The 14,780-nt window shown below is 72.5% G+C and carries 17 protein-coding genes; 11 read left to right on the forward strand and 6 right to left on the reverse strand.

Annotated features, from left to right (window positions below):
• Positions 1–29 precede the first annotated feature (29 nt).
• A complete protein-coding gene (locus ACZ56V_RS28495; RefSeq protein WP_104635636.1) occupies positions 30–215 on the reverse strand; it encodes a hypothetical protein in 186 nt (61 codons plus the stop codon).
• A 153-nt stretch (positions 216–368) separates the two neighbouring features.
• Between ACZ56V_RS28495 and ACZ56V_RS28500 the strand changes: the two genes are divergently transcribed.
• On the forward strand, positions 369–1,280 hold the full coding sequence (locus tag ACZ56V_RS28500; protein ID WP_398914377.1) for a winged helix-turn-helix domain-containing protein: 912 nt from the start codon (positions 369–371) through the stop codon (positions 1,278–1,280).
• A 9-nt stretch (positions 1,281–1,289) separates the two neighbouring features.
• Here ACZ56V_RS28500 and ACZ56V_RS28505 read toward each other — a convergent pair whose 3' ends face one another.
• Complete coding sequence (locus tag ACZ56V_RS28505) at positions 1,290–1,478, reverse strand: hypothetical protein (protein WP_087808600.1); 189 nt, start codon at positions 1,476–1,478, stop codon at positions 1,290–1,292.
• Positions 1,479–1,643: 165 nt separating this feature from the next.
• Here ACZ56V_RS28505 and ACZ56V_RS28510 point away from each other — a divergent pair, with 165 nt between their 5' ends.
• The 5 genes from ACZ56V_RS28510 (at position 1,644) to ACZ56V_RS28530 (ending at position 7,521) form a co-directional block, all read left to right on the forward strand.
• On the forward strand, positions 1,644–2,519 hold the full coding sequence (locus tag ACZ56V_RS28510; RefSeq protein ID WP_467379456.1) for a winged helix-turn-helix domain-containing protein: 876 nt from the start codon (positions 1,644–1,646) through the stop codon (positions 2,517–2,519).
• Positions 2,468–3,307 carry an HAD family hydrolase gene (locus ACZ56V_RS28515; RefSeq protein ID WP_468946170.1) on the forward strand — a complete coding sequence of 280 codons (840 nt, stop codon included), beginning with the start codon at positions 2,468–2,470 and terminating at the stop codon, positions 3,305–3,307. Before ACZ56V_RS28510 ends, ACZ56V_RS28515 begins: the two co-directional genes overlap by 52 nt.
• Positions 3,308–3,464: 157 nt before the next feature.
• Complete coding sequence (locus ACZ56V_RS28520) at positions 3,465–4,574, forward strand: phosphotransferase (RefSeq protein WP_398914383.1); 1,110 nt, start codon at positions 3,465–3,467, stop codon at positions 4,572–4,574.
• Positions 4,575–4,583: 9 nt separating this feature from the next.
• A complete protein-coding gene (locus ACZ56V_RS28525; RefSeq protein WP_398914385.1) occupies positions 4,584–5,204 on the forward strand; it encodes a TetR/AcrR family transcriptional regulator in 621 nt (206 codons plus the stop codon).
• A 274-nt stretch (positions 5,205–5,478) separates the two neighbouring features.
• Positions 5,479–7,521 (forward strand): HelD family protein, encoded by a 2,043-nt coding sequence (locus tag ACZ56V_RS28530; RefSeq protein WP_468946174.1) that lies wholly within the window; start codon positions 5,479–5,481, stop codon positions 7,519–7,521.
• 59 nt (positions 7,522–7,580) lie between these two features.
• Here ACZ56V_RS28530 and ACZ56V_RS28535 read toward each other — a convergent pair whose 3' ends face one another.
• The gene (locus ACZ56V_RS28535) at positions 7,581–8,795 is read right to left on the reverse strand and encodes an amidohydrolase family protein (protein ID WP_468946176.1); all 1,215 of its coding nucleotides are present in this window, start codon (positions 8,793–8,795) and stop codon (positions 7,581–7,583) included.
• A gap of 101 nt (positions 8,796–8,896) precedes the next feature.
• Here ACZ56V_RS28535 and ACZ56V_RS28540 point away from each other — a divergent pair, with 101 nt between their 5' ends.
• A complete protein-coding gene (locus tag ACZ56V_RS28540) occupies positions 8,897–9,364 on the forward strand; it encodes a MarR family winged helix-turn-helix transcriptional regulator (RefSeq protein ID WP_398914391.1) in 468 nt (155 codons plus the stop codon).
• A gap of 20 nt (positions 9,365–9,384) precedes the next feature.
• On the opposite strand, the gene ACZ56V_RS28545 is transcribed toward ACZ56V_RS28540, so the two are convergent.
• Together ACZ56V_RS28545 and ACZ56V_RS28550 are read right to left on the reverse strand one after the other, a co-directional pair.
• A complete protein-coding gene (locus tag ACZ56V_RS28545; protein WP_468946179.1) occupies positions 9,385–9,840 on the reverse strand; it encodes a DUF6228 family protein in 456 nt (151 codons plus the stop codon).
• A gap of 166 nt (positions 9,841–10,006) precedes the next feature.
• Complete coding sequence (locus ACZ56V_RS28550) at positions 10,007–10,837, reverse strand: class I SAM-dependent methyltransferase (protein ID WP_398914395.1); 831 nt, start codon at positions 10,835–10,837, stop codon at positions 10,007–10,009.
• Between the two features lie 61 nt (positions 10,838–10,898).
• On the opposite strand from ACZ56V_RS28550, the gene ACZ56V_RS28555 reads away from it, so the two are divergent.
• The 4 genes from ACZ56V_RS28555 (at position 10,899) to ACZ56V_RS28570 (ending at position 13,164) form a co-directional block, all read left to right on the forward strand.
• Entirely contained in the window at positions 10,899–11,498 is a 600-nt protein-coding gene (locus ACZ56V_RS28555) for a TetR/AcrR family transcriptional regulator (RefSeq protein ID WP_468946181.1), read from the forward strand.
• 130 nt (positions 11,499–11,628) lie between these two features.
• Entirely contained in the window at positions 11,629–12,066 is a 438-nt protein-coding gene (locus ACZ56V_RS28560; RefSeq protein ID WP_468946184.1) for a helix-turn-helix domain-containing protein, read from the forward strand.
• 22 nt (positions 12,067–12,088) lie between these two features.
• Complete coding sequence (locus ACZ56V_RS28565) at positions 12,089–12,715, forward strand: hypothetical protein (protein WP_398914401.1); 627 nt, start codon at positions 12,089–12,091, stop codon at positions 12,713–12,715.
• A gap of 113 nt (positions 12,716–12,828) precedes the next feature.
• Positions 12,829–13,164 (forward strand): DUF2516 family protein, encoded by a 336-nt coding sequence (locus ACZ56V_RS28570; protein ID WP_030868443.1) that lies wholly within the window; start codon positions 12,829–12,831, stop codon positions 13,162–13,164.
• 39 nt (positions 13,165–13,203) lie between these two features.
• On the opposite strand, the gene ACZ56V_RS28575 is transcribed toward ACZ56V_RS28570, so the two are convergent.
• Positions 13,204–14,718, reverse strand: a complete 1,515-nt coding sequence (locus ACZ56V_RS28575; protein WP_468946188.1) for a PP2C family protein-serine/threonine phosphatase — start codon at positions 14,716–14,718, stop codon at positions 13,204–13,206.
• Positions 14,719–14,780: the final 62 nt, after the last annotated feature.

Below are 14,780 nucleotides of genomic sequence, written 5' to 3' on the forward strand. Positions count from 1 at the left end.
GAAGGGGGCCCGGCCGTCAGTACGTCGGTTCAGCCGGACTGGGCGAGCAGCATCACGAGGATCACCGCGCCCACACCGCCGATCATGGTGTTCTTCGCCTTGATGCCGATGGAGAGCGCGACGAACGCGATGATGCCCATCGGCCCGTACCTCCATTGCACGAGCTGCTCGAACCCGATGGCCAGAGCCGCGACGACGATGGCGATGAGCGGCATGGTGGTCCCCCTGTCACCGTGGTGGCCAACCCCCGTGAGGCTCGACCACGTTGCTCAAGTTGGCTGCCAACTTCACTGTACTTATCTCCGCTTGGAAGCGTCTCATAACCACCTTTCCGCGAACTGCCAAAAGATGGCGAGAAGTTGTAGGGTTTGGTCGTGGAGCCGGAACGCGCCCCCGTCAACGGGCGGAAGAGACCGCAGCGGCCACAGCCAACCCATCGTGAGGTGGCCGACGAGCTGCGCGCCCGGATCAGGTCCGGTCGGCTGCGGCCGGGCCAGCGCATGCCCACGCAGGCCCAGTTGGCCGAGGAGTTCGGTGTGGAACGCGGCGCCGTCCGCCAGGCCCTGCGCATCCTCCAGTCGGAACGTCTGCTCACCAATGTGTCCAAGGGGAGCCCCGCGACCGTCGCGCCCGACCTGTACGGCCCCCAGGCCGGCCCGGAGGCGCGGCCGATGCCCACCACCGTGGCGCTCGCCTCCCGGATCGCGGCGGCCTTCGCCGCCGAACACGTCGAGATCGACGCGCTGTGCCTGACCTCCGTCTCCCTCACCCTCGCCCTCGGCGAGCCGCTGAGCCAGATCCACGCGGGGCGATTGAAACCGGCCAAGGTCGACGTCCGGGTCCTGCTGCCGAGCAGCGACATCGACCTCGCCTTCCCGGTGGCGGTCTCCGGCGGCGCGGCGGGCGGGCCGGTGCACCGGCGGTGGCTGGCGATGCGCAACGCCCAGGGGCAGGTGCTCCAGCACAACCTGCTGAGCCTGCGCGCCACGCACGGCATCGACGTGCGCGTCTCCTTCCGCGCGCTGCCCTTCACGCCGCCGATGAAGCTGTACGTGCTCAACGGCAGCGAGGCCCTCTTCGCGTACTACACCCTCAGCCGGCGCGAGCAGGAGATCGACCACGAGCGGCTGGAGATGTACGACGCGGAGGGCATCCGCTCGACGCTGTTCGCCTTCGAACAGGGCGGTGGCCTGCGCGACGGCGTGTTCGTGAAGCAGTCCCGGCTGTGGTTCGACGCGCTGTGGGGGACGATCAGTTCGGAGCTTCAGCTCACGCCCTGACCGCCCCGGTCACAGTGCGGGACCCGCGACCAGGAGGGCCAGCAGCACCGCTCCGGCGGAGCTGACGGAGGGGCTCTTGGCCTTGATGCCTATGGTGAGCAGGAGCAGGCCGACGATGCCGGTGGCACCGTACTTCCACTGGACGATCTGCTCGAAGGCGATGACGAAGACCGCGGAGACCAGGGTGAGGACGGGCATGGCCTTCCCCCCTTCGGGAAGTTCGATGAGCACGACGTTCGGGAAGGTGAACTTTCGCCAACCATGCGAAGTTGGCAACCAACTCTGCCTATGTTGTCCCCACTTGGCTACTACCTATAAACAAGTTTCAAACAACTCCCTGTAGGTAGGTCGAAGTTGTAGCGTTTGGTCGTGACTCAGGAGAACGTGTCCGTGAACGGCAGCAGAAGGCTCTCGTCCCAGGAGATCGCCGAGGTCCTGCGGGAGCGGATCCGCGGGGGAGACCTCAAGGCGGGCGACCGCCTGCCCACCCAGGCCGAGCTGGCCGAGGAGTTCGGCGTGGAGCGCGGCACCGTCCGCCAGGCCCTGCGCGCGCTCCAGGAGGACGGCCTGCTCACCAACGTCAGCAAGGGCAGCCCGCCCCGCATCGCCGAGCCCGCCACGCCGCGGACCGAGCCGCAGCCGACGATGGTGGCCCTGGGGCCGCGCCTGGCGGAGGCGTTCGCGGCACCGCGCGTGCGGGTCGACGTCGTCTGCCACACCTCGGAGACGCTGATGCTGGCCCTCAGCGAGCCGCTCCGCCTGATCCACGAGGGCCGCATCCACCCCGAGTCGATCGACTTCCGGGTGCTGATGCCCTCCCGGGACATCGCACTCGCCTTCCCCGTCCTGATCGAGGACGAGGAGGACGACCCGGTCCACCAGCGCTGGCTCCAGATGCGCAACGCCCAGGCCCGGGTCCTGCGGCACAACCTGCACGCCGTGCGCTCCACCCACCGCGTCGACGTGCGCATCGCCTTCCGCGCCCTGCCGTTCACCCCGACGACCAAGCTCTACCTGCTCAACGGCGAGGAAGCCCTGTTCGGTTACTACATGGTGACCCGGCGCGAGGAGGAGTACGAGAGCCGGACGCTGGAGATGTACGACGCGCTCGGCTCGCAGTCGCTGCTGTTCTCCTTCCTGAAGCGGAGCGGTCACCGGGAGTCGGTGTTCGTGGAGGAATCCCAGAAGTGGTTCGACGCCCTCTGGGAAACCATCACCACGGACATGACACTCTCCTAGTGACTTCCGATACGGATCAGACGGAACCGGTGAGCGGGCGGACCGGGCGGGCCGAGCAGTCCGGACAGACCGAGCGGTCCGAGAGTCTGCGGGACCTGGTCGTGGGCGCCCGCGTCGTCCTGTGGGACTTCGACGGCCCCATCTGCAGACTGTTCGCGGGCTACTCGGCCGACCGGGTGGCGGGTGAACTGGTGGACTGGCTGGAGGGGCTGGGCCTCAAGGAGCTGCTCACCCAGGAGGAGCAGGTCCACCCGGACCCGCACGTCCTGCTGGGCGCGGTCAACCGCAGGCGCCACCGCAGCGACCTGGTCGCCGACTTCGAGGAACGGCTGACCCGGGAGGAGCTGCGCGCCGTGGCCACCGCGTGGCCCACCGCGTACGCGGACCCGCTGATCCGCACCTGGTCGGCGCTGGACGTGGGCCTCGCGATCACGACCAACAACTCGCCGCGCGTGGTGAGCGAGTACCTGGCCACCCGCGGGCTGCTGGACTGCTTCGCCCCCCACATCTACGGCCGCACCCAGGAATTGCATCTGCTCAAGCCCGACCCGTACTGCCTCAACCGCGCCCTCAACGTGATGGGCGTCGCCCCCGCGCAGGCCCTGATGGTCGGTGACACCACCTCCGACCTGACCGCCGCCCGCCGGGCCGGCGTGCCCTTCCTGGGCTACGGCCACAACGAGCGGAAGGCGAAGATCCTCCAGGACGCGGGCGCGGAAACGGTCGTGCACTCCCTGGAGCCGGTGCTGCGGCTGCTGTGGGAGGCGGCGGGACCGACCCGCACCTGACCGGGCCCCGGCGTCGCACACGTGCTCCCGCCTTCGCCGGGTGGTGGGACGGCGCGGCGGCGTTCGACGGGGTTCGGCGGGGACGGCGGGGGCAACAGGAGTACCGTTTTCCCACTCCTGCACCTCCGCAAGGGTCCAAGGCGAGAGAAAACGGTAGATGTCGCCTGAATCGGCCTCCCCCGCCCGGCTCCGTGCCGTCCAGGTGAGCGGTGACGAAAGCACGGTCGAGGGTCCGCTGCGCGGCTACCACCACGAGACGTACGTGGTACCGCTGCCCGGCGCGGCGGGTGCCGCGGGCACGGCCCGCTGGAAGTGCCGGGAGCCGCGGAGCAACCTGCTCTGGTTCGACCGGCGGTGCTTCGTGTCGGAGGAGCAGCTGCTGTGTGCCCTCCAGGGCCGGATCACCGACGTACCCGACGTCTTCGAGCTCGACGGGCTGCCGCCCCTCCAGCGGTTCGTCGAGGGCCGGACCCTCGGATCGCTGTACGGGGCCGGCCGGACGGTGCCCGACCGGTTCACGCGGCAGATCCTGCGGCTCTTCGGAGAGATGGCGGCCGTGACGTCGCGGACCCTCCCGGTGGCCCGGCGGTGCCGGACCGAGGACCGGCCGCCGGACGGCGACACGGACGGCTTCATGGAACGGCTCGTCTGCTTCACCGAGCAGCGCGTCTACGCGGAGAACCTGCCGCGCTTCGGCTCCCTCTTCGCGGCGCTCGGGCTGGACGACGACGCCTTCAAGCGGCTGCGCAAGCACGTCGCCGGGCTCCGGGAGCGGCCGTTCTGCCTGCTCCACGCCGACCTGCACCGCGAGAACCTCGTCGTGGACGCGGACCGGCGGCTGTGGACCATCGACTGGGAACTGGCGATGGTCGGCGACCCGCTCTACGACCTGGCCACCCACCTGCACCTGATGCGCTACCCGTCCCCGCAGCGCCGCCGGATGGCGGAGGCGTGGCGCCGCACGGTCGAGGCCGTGCGCCCCGGCGGCTCGTACGGCTGGCGGCAGGACCTGGAACGGATCGTCGGCTACAAGCGGGCCCAGTCCGTCTTCACCGACGTCATCCGCGAAGCCGTCTCGCTGGGGCGGCAGGCCCGGTCGCCCGGTCCCGGCGTCCGGCTCGCGGCCGCCAGGCTGCACGGCATCCTGGCCGACGCCGCACCGCCCCTCGGGCTCGAGCCGGTGCCCGACGCGGCGACGATCGGCGCCGCCCTCGTGCGGTGGGGCCGCGCCCACGCGGACGAGGGGCCCCCGCCGGAAACCGCCTAGGCTCGCCCCATGAACGCCCCCGGTCTGCGCGAGCGCAAGAAGCAGCGGATGTTCCGGACCCTCTCGGACACCGCCGTCGCACTCTTCCTGGAGAAGGGCTTCGACGCGGTGTCCGTCGCGGAGGTGGCGGCCGCGGCCGAGGTCTCCAAGCCGACGCTCTTCCGGTACTTCCCCGCCAAGGAGGATCTGGTCCTCTACCGCATCGCCGACCACGAGGACGAGGCCGCCCGGGTGGCCGGGCAGGGGCCCGAGCCGATCGACGCGCTGCGGCGGCACTTCCTGGCGGGCCTTGAGCGGTGCGACCCGGTGACCGGGCTCAACGACCACCCCGCCGTCCTCGCCTTCCACCGGCTGCTCTACGGCACCCCCGCCCTGGTCGCCCGGATGCACACCCAGCTGGAGCGGTCCGAGGCCGCGCTCGCCGAGGCCCTCGGCGGTGACCTGGAGGCCAGGCTGGCGGCCGGGCAGATCATCGCCGTACAGCGGATCCTCGCGCTGGAGAACTGGCGGCGGATCGCCGGCGGGGAACGGGTGGAGGACGTGCGGGGCGACGCGGTGGCGGCGGCGGAGCGGGCGTTCGCCGGGCTGGCGGCCGGGCTGCGAGGGGCGGCCGGGCCGTCGACGGGGTGACCGGCTCCCGTCGGTCCGACCGGTTCGGTCCCGCCGTCCCGCTCAGGCGCCGTCGACCGGCACCGCGCGCTTCATGGCGCGGTACGCGGGGAGGGCGGGGTTCGCGCGGCGGCTGCCGGGACGACGGAGTGGGGGAGTCGCCGCTGCGCTACCGGTACCGGGTGCGCCGGGAACGGTCGCCGCGGCCGTGACGCCGTGAGCGACCGCACGGACACTCTTCGCTGACTGGGTAAATAATGTAACTCGGTAACGCTGTTCGGGTAGGCTTGCCGGAATGACGTCGACCGACACCGCCCTCCAGCGCGCCCTCGACCGCGAGCGCGCCCACCACGACCGCTGCCGGACCGTCCTCGCCGCGATGGTCGAGGGTGCCCAGGAACACGTCGTCACCGGCGAGGACGTCTCCGCCTCCGGTGCCGACGCCGAGGTCCTCGGGTACCGGCTGCGCAGCCGGGCCAAGGAGATGCGCGAACTGCCCGAGGGCCCGCTGTTCTTCGGACGGCTCGACTTCGCCGAGGGGGAGGAGAGCGGGCGGGCGCTGCACATCGGGCGGCTGCGGATCACCGAGCACCCGGCCGCCCCGCCCCTCGTCGTCGACTGGCGCGCCCCCGTCTCCCGCGCCTTCTACCAGGCCACCGCGGGCGACCCCCGAGGCGTGGCCGTCCGTCGCCGCTTCGGATGGGCGCCGGGCAGCCGCGGCGACCGGGCGGACCTCACCGGCATGGAGGACGAGCACCTCGGCCGGGGCGAGTCCCGGGCCAGCGCCATCGTCGCGCGGGAGATCGAACGGCCCCGCGTCGGGCCCATGCGGGACATCGCCGCCACCATCCAGCCCGACCAGGACGACCTGGTCCGCGCCGGCCTGGGCACCACCGTCTGCGTCCAGGGCGCCCCGGGCACCGGCAAGACCGCCGTCGGCCTGCACCGCGCCGCCTACCTGCTCTACACCCACCCGCGGCGCGTCCAGCGGGGCGGACTGCTGATCCTCGGCCCCAACCCGACCTTCCTCTCCTACATCGCCGAGGTGCTCCCCGCCCTCGGCGAGAGCGGCGTACGGCAGTCCACGCTCGCGCGGGAGATCGCCCGGCACCCCGTCACCCGTACCGACGACGTGCGGGCCGCCGCGCTCAAGCACGACGCCCGGGCGGCCGAGGTGCTGCGCCGCGCCCTGTACGCGCGCGTGGACCCGGGCGCCGCGGGCGACCTCGCCGTACCGGACGGCTCCTACCGCTGGCGCGTCCCGGCCGAGGCGCTGGCCCGCATCGTCGCGGACGTGCGCCGGGAGCAGCCGCCGTACACCGTCGGACGCGAGCGGGTCAGGGCCCGGATCGTGCGGTACCTCCAGGAGCGGGCCGAGCGGCGCGCCGGACCGCGGACCAACGCCTGGCTGCGCCGCGTCGAACGGGCCCGGCCGGTCGGCGCGGCCCTGGACGCCGTATGGCCCCGGGTGCGCCCGGAGGAGGTCCTCGCGCCACTGCTCGGCGACCCGGGCGAGCTGGCGAGGGCGGCCGACGGTGTGCTGGACGACGACGAGCAGCGGGCGCTGCTGTGGACGGGGCGGGCGCCGCGGTCGTGGAAGTCGGCGCGCTGGTCCGCCGCCGACCTGGTCCTGCTCGACGAGGTCGCCGGTCTCCTCGAACACCCCGAGGGCTACGGCCACATCGTCGTCGACGAGGCCCAGGACCTCTCCCCGATGGAGTGCCGGGCCATCGCCCGCCGCTCCGCCTTCGGTTCGCTCACCGTCCTCGGCGACCTCGCCCAGGGGACCACGCCGTGGGCCGCGCGCTCCTGGCGGACCGTCCTCGTCCACCTGGGCCGCCCGGACGCGGCCGTGGTGCCGCTGACCACCGGATTCCGGGTGCCGAAGAAGGTCGTGGGCCTCACCAACCGGCTGCTGGAGCGGCTCGGCGTGGACGTGCCCCCGGCCCGTTCGCTGCGCGGCGACGGCGAGCTGAGGCTGCGCGAGTGCGCGCCGGGCGCCGTGCCGGAGACGGTCGTGGACGCCGTACGGCACGCGCTCACCCGGGAGGGCTCGGTCGGCGTCGTCGCCGCCGACCCGGACGTGCCCGGACTGCGGGCGGCCCTCGACGCGGCCGGCATCCCGGCGGCGGGGCCCGAGGCGCTGGGCGCCCGGGTGGCCGTCGTACCGGCGAGCGTGGTCAAGGGCCTGGAGTACGACCACGTCGTCGCCGTCGAACCGGCGGCGATCGCGGCGGCGGAGGGACCCGGCGGGCGGGGCCTGCACCGGCTGTACGTGGTGCTCACCCGCGCGGTGTCCCGGCTGGACGTGGTGCACGGGTGGCCGCTGCCGTTCTGAGGCGCGGTGGGCGTCCCGCTCGCCGCCGGCACCGCGCCCGGGGCGGCACGCGGCCGCGGTCAGGCCGCCAGGCGGGTGCCGCGGCGCCAGACGGCGCGCGTGTTGAGGGTGTCGCCGATGTCGCGGGTCGGGTCGCCGTCGACCAGCAGCAGGTCGGCGCGCAGCCCCTCGGCGACGCGGCCCCGGTCGCTGAGGCGGAAGCGCCGGGCCGTGGTCGCCGTGGCCGCGCGCAGGGCCCGCGAGGGAGTGAGGCCGGCCGCCACGAGGTACTGCAGTTCGTGGTGCAGGCTCGCGCCGTGGGCCAGGCCCCCGAAGAACGTCTCGGGCATGGAGACGTCGGTCCCGGCCAGCACGTCGACGCCGGCGGCGTCCAGGGCGCGGACGGTGGCGTAGACGTCCTCGAGGCTGCCCTGCGGGTAGCGGTCGTAGCTGGACCGCAGGGTCCGGTCCCAGCTGTCGTCGAGGCGGGCGGCGACCCGGGGGTCGTCGGCGAGTTCGCTGCCGGTGATGCCCATCATCGAGGCGTTGAGGGTGATGCAGGGAATGACGAACATGCCCGCGTCCCGGATGAGGCCGATGATCTCGGCGGTGTGCGGCTGGTCCATGAACACGTGGGTGACGCCGTCGACGCCCGCCTCCGCGGCCATCCTGGTGGCCTCCACGGTCAGCGCGTGGGCCACGGTGAGGGCGCCGTACTTCCTGGCCTCGGCCACTCCGGCGTTCAGGGTGGCCCGGTCGAGCGACGGCAGTCCGGGATGACCCTCCACGGTGCCGTCATCGATCATGAACTTGATGAAGTCCGAACCCCGGGCGAGGAGTTGCGGCACGTAGGCGGCGGCTTCCTCCGGGGTCGTGGAGAACGGCATCAGCGGCATCACCGGCGGCAGGTCCCACTTCGGCCGGAACCCCTCGGGCATCAGCTCGCTCGGGTGACCGCCGGGCGGGGTGATGGCGAACCCGGAGGAGCGCACGTCGGCCACGGTGTCGTCGTCGGTGATGGACCCGCGGTTCTCCCGTGTGTTCATCCCCTGCATCTCCAGCTCGGTCGTCACCCCGAACCGCAGGGCGAGCGCCAGGGAACCCGGGGCGGAGTGGACGTGGGCGTCGATGAGCCCCGGGAGCAGGGTGGCGCCGCCGCCGTCGACGACCTCGCAGTCCGGGGGGACCTCGCCGCCGACGCGGGCGATCCTCGTGCCGTCGATGACCACGGTCCGTACGCCTACGGTCTTCTCCCCGTCGAATACCTGCGCGTCGGTGATCGCGGTGAGTGCCATGGCAGTCCGCCTCGTTTCCTGGCTCGTAAGCATTTACATACCGGATGCTATGTAGTTGCTGACTGGTATGCAAACGTGCGGGAGCGGCCTAGACTCGGGGCATGAGCAGTGCGTCTTCCTCCGGCCGGTCCGCCGACGACCTGACGCTGGACCAGATCGGCCCGGCGCTGTCACGCCTGCGACGGCGCACACCTGCTTCGAGCAAGGACCTCTCCCGCAACCTGGTCCTCAACGTGATCGCCGACGCGCCGGGCGAGACGACCGTCGGCGGCCTCGCGGCCGAGATGGGCGTCGCCCAGCCGGTGGCCAGCCGCACCGTCGCCGCCTGCATCGAGGACGGGTTGCTGCGCCGGGCGGCGTCCCAGTCCGACGGACGCCGTACCGTCCTCGAACTCACCGAGCACGGCGAGGCCGAACGCCACCGGTTCGCCGCCGAACAGCGGGAGGCGTTCCAGCAGATCACCGCCGCCTGGACACCCCAGGAACGCATTCAGTTCGCCCGCCTCCTGGTCCGCTACGGCGCCGACGCCGCGGCCTGGTCCAGAAGCCGGGCGGGGGAGCGCGACTGAGCGGTCCCGCCTCGGCAGTGTCACGGCAACTCCCCGGTGAGGAATTGCCGGACCTGGGCCGCCAGGGAAGTCATCTGCTCGCCCGCCTCCAGCCAGGTGGTCACCGAGGCTGCCCAGCCGCCGGCGGCCTGTGGCCAGGGCCGTAAGGCCCAGGTCAGTCCGACGTGGCCGCCGGAACGGAAGACGGCCGACACGGTCAGGTCCCGGTCGTTGGTCTGCCAGCCGCGTTCGCCGTCCCATCCCCGGTAGTCCGCGGCGAGCGCTTCCAGGAAGGTGGTGAGATCGCGGTCCCAGATCCAGGCGACGACCTCGTCGACGCGGGCGGTCAGGCCCGGGGCCCGCAGCTCGACGGCATAGTGCACGGAGTCCGCGTCGAAGCTGAACCGGTCGCAGAAGGCCACGCCGACGGAGGAGTTGTCCAGGCAGCGGATGGTCACGCGGGGTTTGCCGTCGGTGTCGTCGTCCGGGGAAGTCATGGGCGGAACGCTAGGCCGGCGTCGTGTTCGACGTCACCGGGATTCTCCGGGGGTCGTGCGCCCCGGGCTGCTCCGCACGCGGCGGCGAACTCGTCGAGGAGCTCGAACGGTCGGCGCGGAGGTGCCGGGCCCGCCGAGGCCCGGCGACGCCCGACGTTTGCGGCGGTCAGGCCGTGAGGGAGCGGGTAGCGGTGATCACGACGGATGTGTAGGGCATGGTGGCGTGGCCGCCGAGCCTGTCGATCGCGGACCCGGCGCTGTCCAGGACCTCCGCCAGTTTGTCTGCGGGGAGTTGGGTGAGGCCGCCGAAGGTGGGGAGCTGGTCGAGCCACTCCTCTCGGGAGTAGGTGCGCTCCCAGGCGAAGCGCCACTGTTCCGGCTCGCCGAACCTGCCGGTCTGCCGGATGCCGTCGGCGATCTTCGCGAACAGCGGCTGGTAGGCGTCCACGGCCGGTCCTCTCAGCAGGCCGGGGTTGAACGGGGAATCGGGGGCGACGCGTTGGAGTGTTTCGGCGAGGGCGTCGGCCACCTCGGCCGGGAGCTGGGGGACGTGGTGGAAGGGGGCGAGTCGGCCGCCGGGCCGGAGCACCCGGGCCGCCTTGGCCGCGCCGGCGACGGGGTCCACCCAGTGCCAGGCGGTGCCGGCGATGACCGCGTCGAACTGCCGCCCGGCCGGCTGCCAGTCCTCGAACCTGGCGACCTCGACCTCGACACGGCTGCGTCGCGCGAAGGCGGCCATCCGCTCGTCGGGCTCGACACCGAGCACCGTGCAGCCGGCCGCCTGGAATTGCCGGGCCTCGATGCCGGTCCCGGCTCCGACATCGAGGACGTGCCGACCGGGGCTTGCCGCGACGATCCTGTCCACCAGGGCCTCGGGATACGCGGGTCGGGCGCGGTCGTAGCGTTCGGCATCCACACCGAACGACTCGGCCGTCTGCCGGTGGCGGTGGGGCTCGGGGCCGGACTTGTCAGGCTGTCCCTGCGCTAAAGTGGGCATGCGCCCACACTAATGGGCGGACGCCCACTTGTTAAGGCGGGGCGGCGCGGAAAGGGAGACGATGCCGTCAGGGGTGCACATCCACAACGTGCGCGGCCAGTTGTTCGAAGCCGCCGAGCGCGTCCTGCTTCGGGACGGGCCCGAAGCGCTGACCAGCCGGGCCGTCACGGAGGAGGCGAACTGCGCCAAGGGTGTGCTGCACCGGCACTTCACCGACTTCGACGCCTTCCTGGCGGAACTGGTCCTCGACCGCGTCCGCGGCATCGAGGACGGGACCGCGACCCTGCGCGCGGCCGCCGGCACCGGGAGCGTGGTGGACCACCTCGCCGCCGCGCTGCATGACCTGTTCAGGCCGGTCACGGTGGCGATCGTCGCGCTCATCACCTTCCGCGACGGCCTCCGCACCCGGCTGCGCCAGGCCGGTCTGACCGGCATCCCGCTGCTCGTGCAGGGCACCGCCATGATCGCCGCATACCTCACCGCAGAGCGGGAGTCGGGGCGTCTGGCCGGTGACGCCGACATCGACACGCTCGCCCCCACCCTCGTCGGGGCCGGGCACCTGCTGTTCGCCGACCGGACAAGCGCCCCACCGCAGAGCGCCGCCGTCCGCAAGATGGTGACCACCGTCATCGCCGGAGCCGTGCGACCACCCCGGTCGTGACCTGAGTGCCCGGGTCCGGGCCCGTGTCCACGACGAAGTCCGCAAACCGTCACCACCTCCGCGGGGGCGCGGGTGCACTCTTGCAAGCGAGGTGCTTGCAATAGTTAGCAGGGTGCTGCATGGTGGAGGCATGGCATCGCTCAACGTCGGCAATCTCGGTGAGTACCTGCGCGAGCAGCGGCGCAACGCGCAGCTGTCGTTGCGGCAGCTCGCCGATGCCGCGGGCGTGTCCAACCCGTACCTGAGCCAGATCGAGCGCGGGCTGCGCAAGCCGAGCGCGGAGGTGCTCCAGCAGGTCGCCAAGGCGCTGCGGATCTCCGCCGAGACGCTGTACGTCCGCGCGGGGATCCTCGACGCGGAGCGGGACCGGGACGACGTGGAGACGCGTGCGGTCATCCTTGCCGATCCCTCTCTGAACGAGCGGCAGAAGCAGGTGCTGCTCCAGGTCTACGAGTCCTTCCGCAAGGAGAACGGGTTCGGGGTCGACGCGGATGCCGGACCGGAGGCCGACGCCGACGCTGATGCCGTTGTCGACGGGGCGGAAGCAACACAAAACCCTCATTCGTAAGCAATTCCGGAGGACCATCACCATGGCCATCACCGACGACCTGCGCAAGACCTTCAGCGACCCCACCCCGCTCTACTTCGCCGCGGGCACCGCCGACCTCGCCTTCCAGCAGGCCAAGAAGGTGCCGGTGCTGGTGGAGCAGCTGCGCGCGGAGGCACCGGCGCGGATCGACGCCGTACGCAACACCGACCCGAAGGCCGTCCAGGAGAAGGCGACGGCCCGCGTCAAGGAGACCCAGGGAAGCCTCCAGGCCAAGGCCAACGAGCTGTTCGGCTCCCTCGACGCCGACTTCAAGAAGCTCGGCGAGACCGCCCAGGACCTCGCGCTGCGCTCCGTCGGCGTCGCCGCCGAGTACGCCGTCAAGGCCCGGGAGACCTACGAGAAGGTCGCCGAGCGCGGCGAGCAGGCGGTCCGCACCTGGCGCGGCCAGGCCGCCGACGGCATCGAGGACCTCGCCGAGGACGTGGAGGACCTCGCGGTGGCCGTCGAGCCGCCCAAGCCCGCCCCGGCCAAGCCCGCGACGGCCAAGCCGGAGCCGGTCCGGGTCACCGAGGACAAGTCCGCCGCGGCGAGGAAGACCCCCGCCCCGCGCAAGGCTCCGGCCAAGAAGAGCACCACCGCCAAGAAGACGACGCCGCCCGCCAAGTAGGGCAGGGCGCGACGAGCGGGGAGCGGGCCGGGCACCCTTGGGGTGTCCGGCTCGTTCTGCGGGTACGGTGACCGCTAAATGACGATCCGATTCTGGTGGTGGACGTTGTGCTGATGCAGGGGTTCGCAGGCTTCATGTGGCTGCTGAGCATCGCCCTGATCCTTTTCAGCGGCTTCGCTTTGATCGACGCCGCCACGCGCCGTGAGGACGCCTACCGCGCGGCCGACAAGAAGACCAAGCCCTTCTGGCTGATCATCCTCGGGCTCGCCTTCGTGGTGAACCTGATCTTCAACATCCTGTCGTTCCTGCCGATCATCGGCCTCATCGCGACGATCGTGTACATGGTCGACGTACGGCCCGCGCTGCGCGGCCTGTCCGGCGGCGGCCGCAGCAGCCGCCGCGGCTCCAGCAGCGACGGACCCTACGGCCCGTACAACGGCGGACGCTGACGGGAGTCCCCGCGCGAGTGGTCTCCGGGACCGGGCGGCTCAGGCCGTCCGGTCCAGCAGTACCACGGCCAGGTCGTCCGCCAGCTCGCCGCCGTTGAGTTCGCGGACCTCGTTGACGGTCGCCCGCAGCAGCTCCTCGCCGGTCAGACCCTCGGCGAGCTGGCGGCGGACCATCTCCACCATGCCGTCCTGGCCGAGCCGCTCCCGGCCCCCGCCGACGTGGCCCTCGATCAGGCCGTCGGTGTACAGCATCAGGCTCCACTCGGCGCCCAGCTCCACCTGCATCCGCGGCCAGCGGGCGCCCGGCAGCAGCCCCAGCGCCGGGCCGTTGTTGTCGTAGGGCAGCAGCCGCGCGGGCATGCCCGGGCGGCTGAGCAGCGGGGACGGGTGCCCGGCCAGGCACAGGCCCGCGCGGCGGCCGTCCGGGGAGATGTCCACGGCGCACAGCGTCGCGAAGATCTCGTCGTCCGAGCGCTCGTGCTCCAGCACCTGCTGGAGTGTGCCAAGCAGCTGGTCGCCGCAGAGCCCCGCCAGGGTCAGCGCCCGCCAGGCGATCCGCAGCTCCACGCCGAGCGCCGCCTCGTCCGGGCCGTGCCCGCAGACGTCACCGATCATGGCGTGCACGGTGCCGTCCGGGGTGCGGACGACGTCGTAGAAGTCGCCGCCCAGCAGCGCGCGCGAGCGGCCCGGACGGTAGCGGGCGGCGAAGCGCAGCGGGGACCCGGCCAGCAGGGGGGTCGGCAGCAGGCCGCGCTCCAGGCGGCGGTTCTCCTGCGCCCGCAGCCGGCCCTCGGCCAGTCGCCGCTCCGCCGAGTCGGACCGCTTGCGCTCGACGGCGTAGCGGATCGCCCGGCTCAGCAGGCGGCCGTCCAGCTCGTCGCGGAACAGGTAGTCCTGCGCGCCGACCGCCACCGCCTCGGCGCCGCGCTCGGCGTCGCTGGAGGAGGTGAGCGCGAGCACGGCGTGCCGGGGCGCCAGTTCCAGGACGTGCCGGAGCACCGCCAGCTCGTCCTCGCCCTCGGCGGCCCCGTTGCCGTTGCCACCGGCGTCGGTGGCGGTGCCGGTGCGGGCCGGGGCGGGGGCCGACAGGGCGAGGTCCAGCAGGATGCAGTGGACGTCGTCGGTCAGCAGCCGCCCGGCCTCGGTGAGGTTGCGCGCGGTGCGGACGCGGATCGGCTTGCCGGCCTGGTCGAGCAGGTCGGGCACGATCGGCGAACCGGCCGGATCGTCCTCGATCAGCAGCACGGTCAGGTTCGTGGGAACCGTGCTCTCCGTCCGGCCGCTGTGCGTCCGGCCGGTGCCGGTGCCGGTGCCGGTGCCGGTGCCGGGCCCGGGGCTGGTGCTCGTGCCGGGGCCGGTGCTGGTGTCGGGGCTGGTGTCCGTGGGCTTCTCGCGCTTCTCCGTGGGGTTCTCTCGCCGGCCGGCGGGGTTCTCGGCCGGGTGCGTCCCGGGCGGGGCCTGTTCCGTGGAAGGGCCGCTGTCCGGGGACGCGGCGGGCGCCTGACCACACTCCACGGCCGGGATCGCCCTCTGCCGCGGTACGGGTACGGGCATCGTCTTGTTTTCCTTCCCTCCCCCCGAGGGCATGGCGGGGCGAGGGACCTCGACCCACCGAC

The organism is Streptomyces sp. NPDC034099, assembly GCF_055575415.1.

Excerpts from the sequence above, each read along its gene's own strand:
- ACZ56V_RS28495 (WP_104635636.1), bottom strand. The coding sequence starts at position 215 with ATGCCGCTCATCGCCATCGTCGTCGCGGCTCTGGCCATCGGGTTCGAG.
- ACZ56V_RS28505 (WP_087808600.1), bottom strand. The coding sequence starts at position 1,478 with ATGCCCGTCCTCACCCTGGTCTCCGCGGTCTTCGTCATCGCCTTCGAG.
- ACZ56V_RS28520 (WP_398914383.1), top strand. The coding sequence starts at position 3,465 with ATGTCGCCTGAATCGGCCTCCCCCGCCCGGCTCCGTGCCGTCCAGGTG.
- ACZ56V_RS28525 (WP_398914385.1), top strand. The coding sequence starts at position 4,584 with ATGAACGCCCCCGGTCTGCGCGAGCGCAAGAAGCAGCGGATGTTCCGG.
- ACZ56V_RS28530 (WP_468946174.1), top strand. The coding sequence starts at position 5,479 with ATGACGTCGACCGACACCGCCCTCCAGCGCGCCCTCGACCGCGAGCGC.
- ACZ56V_RS28535 (WP_468946176.1), bottom strand. The coding sequence starts at position 8,795 with ATGGCACTCACCGCGATCACCGACGCGCAGGTATTCGACGGGGAGAAG.
- ACZ56V_RS28540 (WP_398914391.1), top strand. The coding sequence starts at position 8,897 with ATGAGCAGTGCGTCTTCCTCCGGCCGGTCCGCCGACGACCTGACGCTG.
- ACZ56V_RS28545 (WP_468946179.1), bottom strand. The coding sequence starts at position 9,840 with ATGACTTCCCCGGACGACGACACCGACGGCAAACCCCGCGTGACCATC.
- ACZ56V_RS28550 (WP_398914395.1), bottom strand. The coding sequence starts at position 10,837 with ATGCCCACTTTAGCGCAGGGACAGCCTGACAAGTCCGGCCCCGAGCCC.
- ACZ56V_RS28555 (WP_468946181.1), top strand. The coding sequence starts at position 10,899 with ATGCCGTCAGGGGTGCACATCCACAACGTGCGCGGCCAGTTGTTCGAA.
- ACZ56V_RS28560 (WP_468946184.1), top strand. The coding sequence starts at position 11,629 with ATGGCATCGCTCAACGTCGGCAATCTCGGTGAGTACCTGCGCGAGCAG.
- ACZ56V_RS28565 (WP_398914401.1), top strand. The coding sequence starts at position 12,089 with ATGGCCATCACCGACGACCTGCGCAAGACCTTCAGCGACCCCACCCCG.
- ACZ56V_RS28570 (WP_030868443.1), top strand. The coding sequence starts at position 12,829 with ATGCAGGGGTTCGCAGGCTTCATGTGGCTGCTGAGCATCGCCCTGATC.
- ACZ56V_RS28575 (WP_468946188.1), bottom strand. The coding sequence starts at position 14,718 with ATGCCCGTACCCGTACCGCGGCAGAGGGCGATCCCGGCCGTGGAGTGT.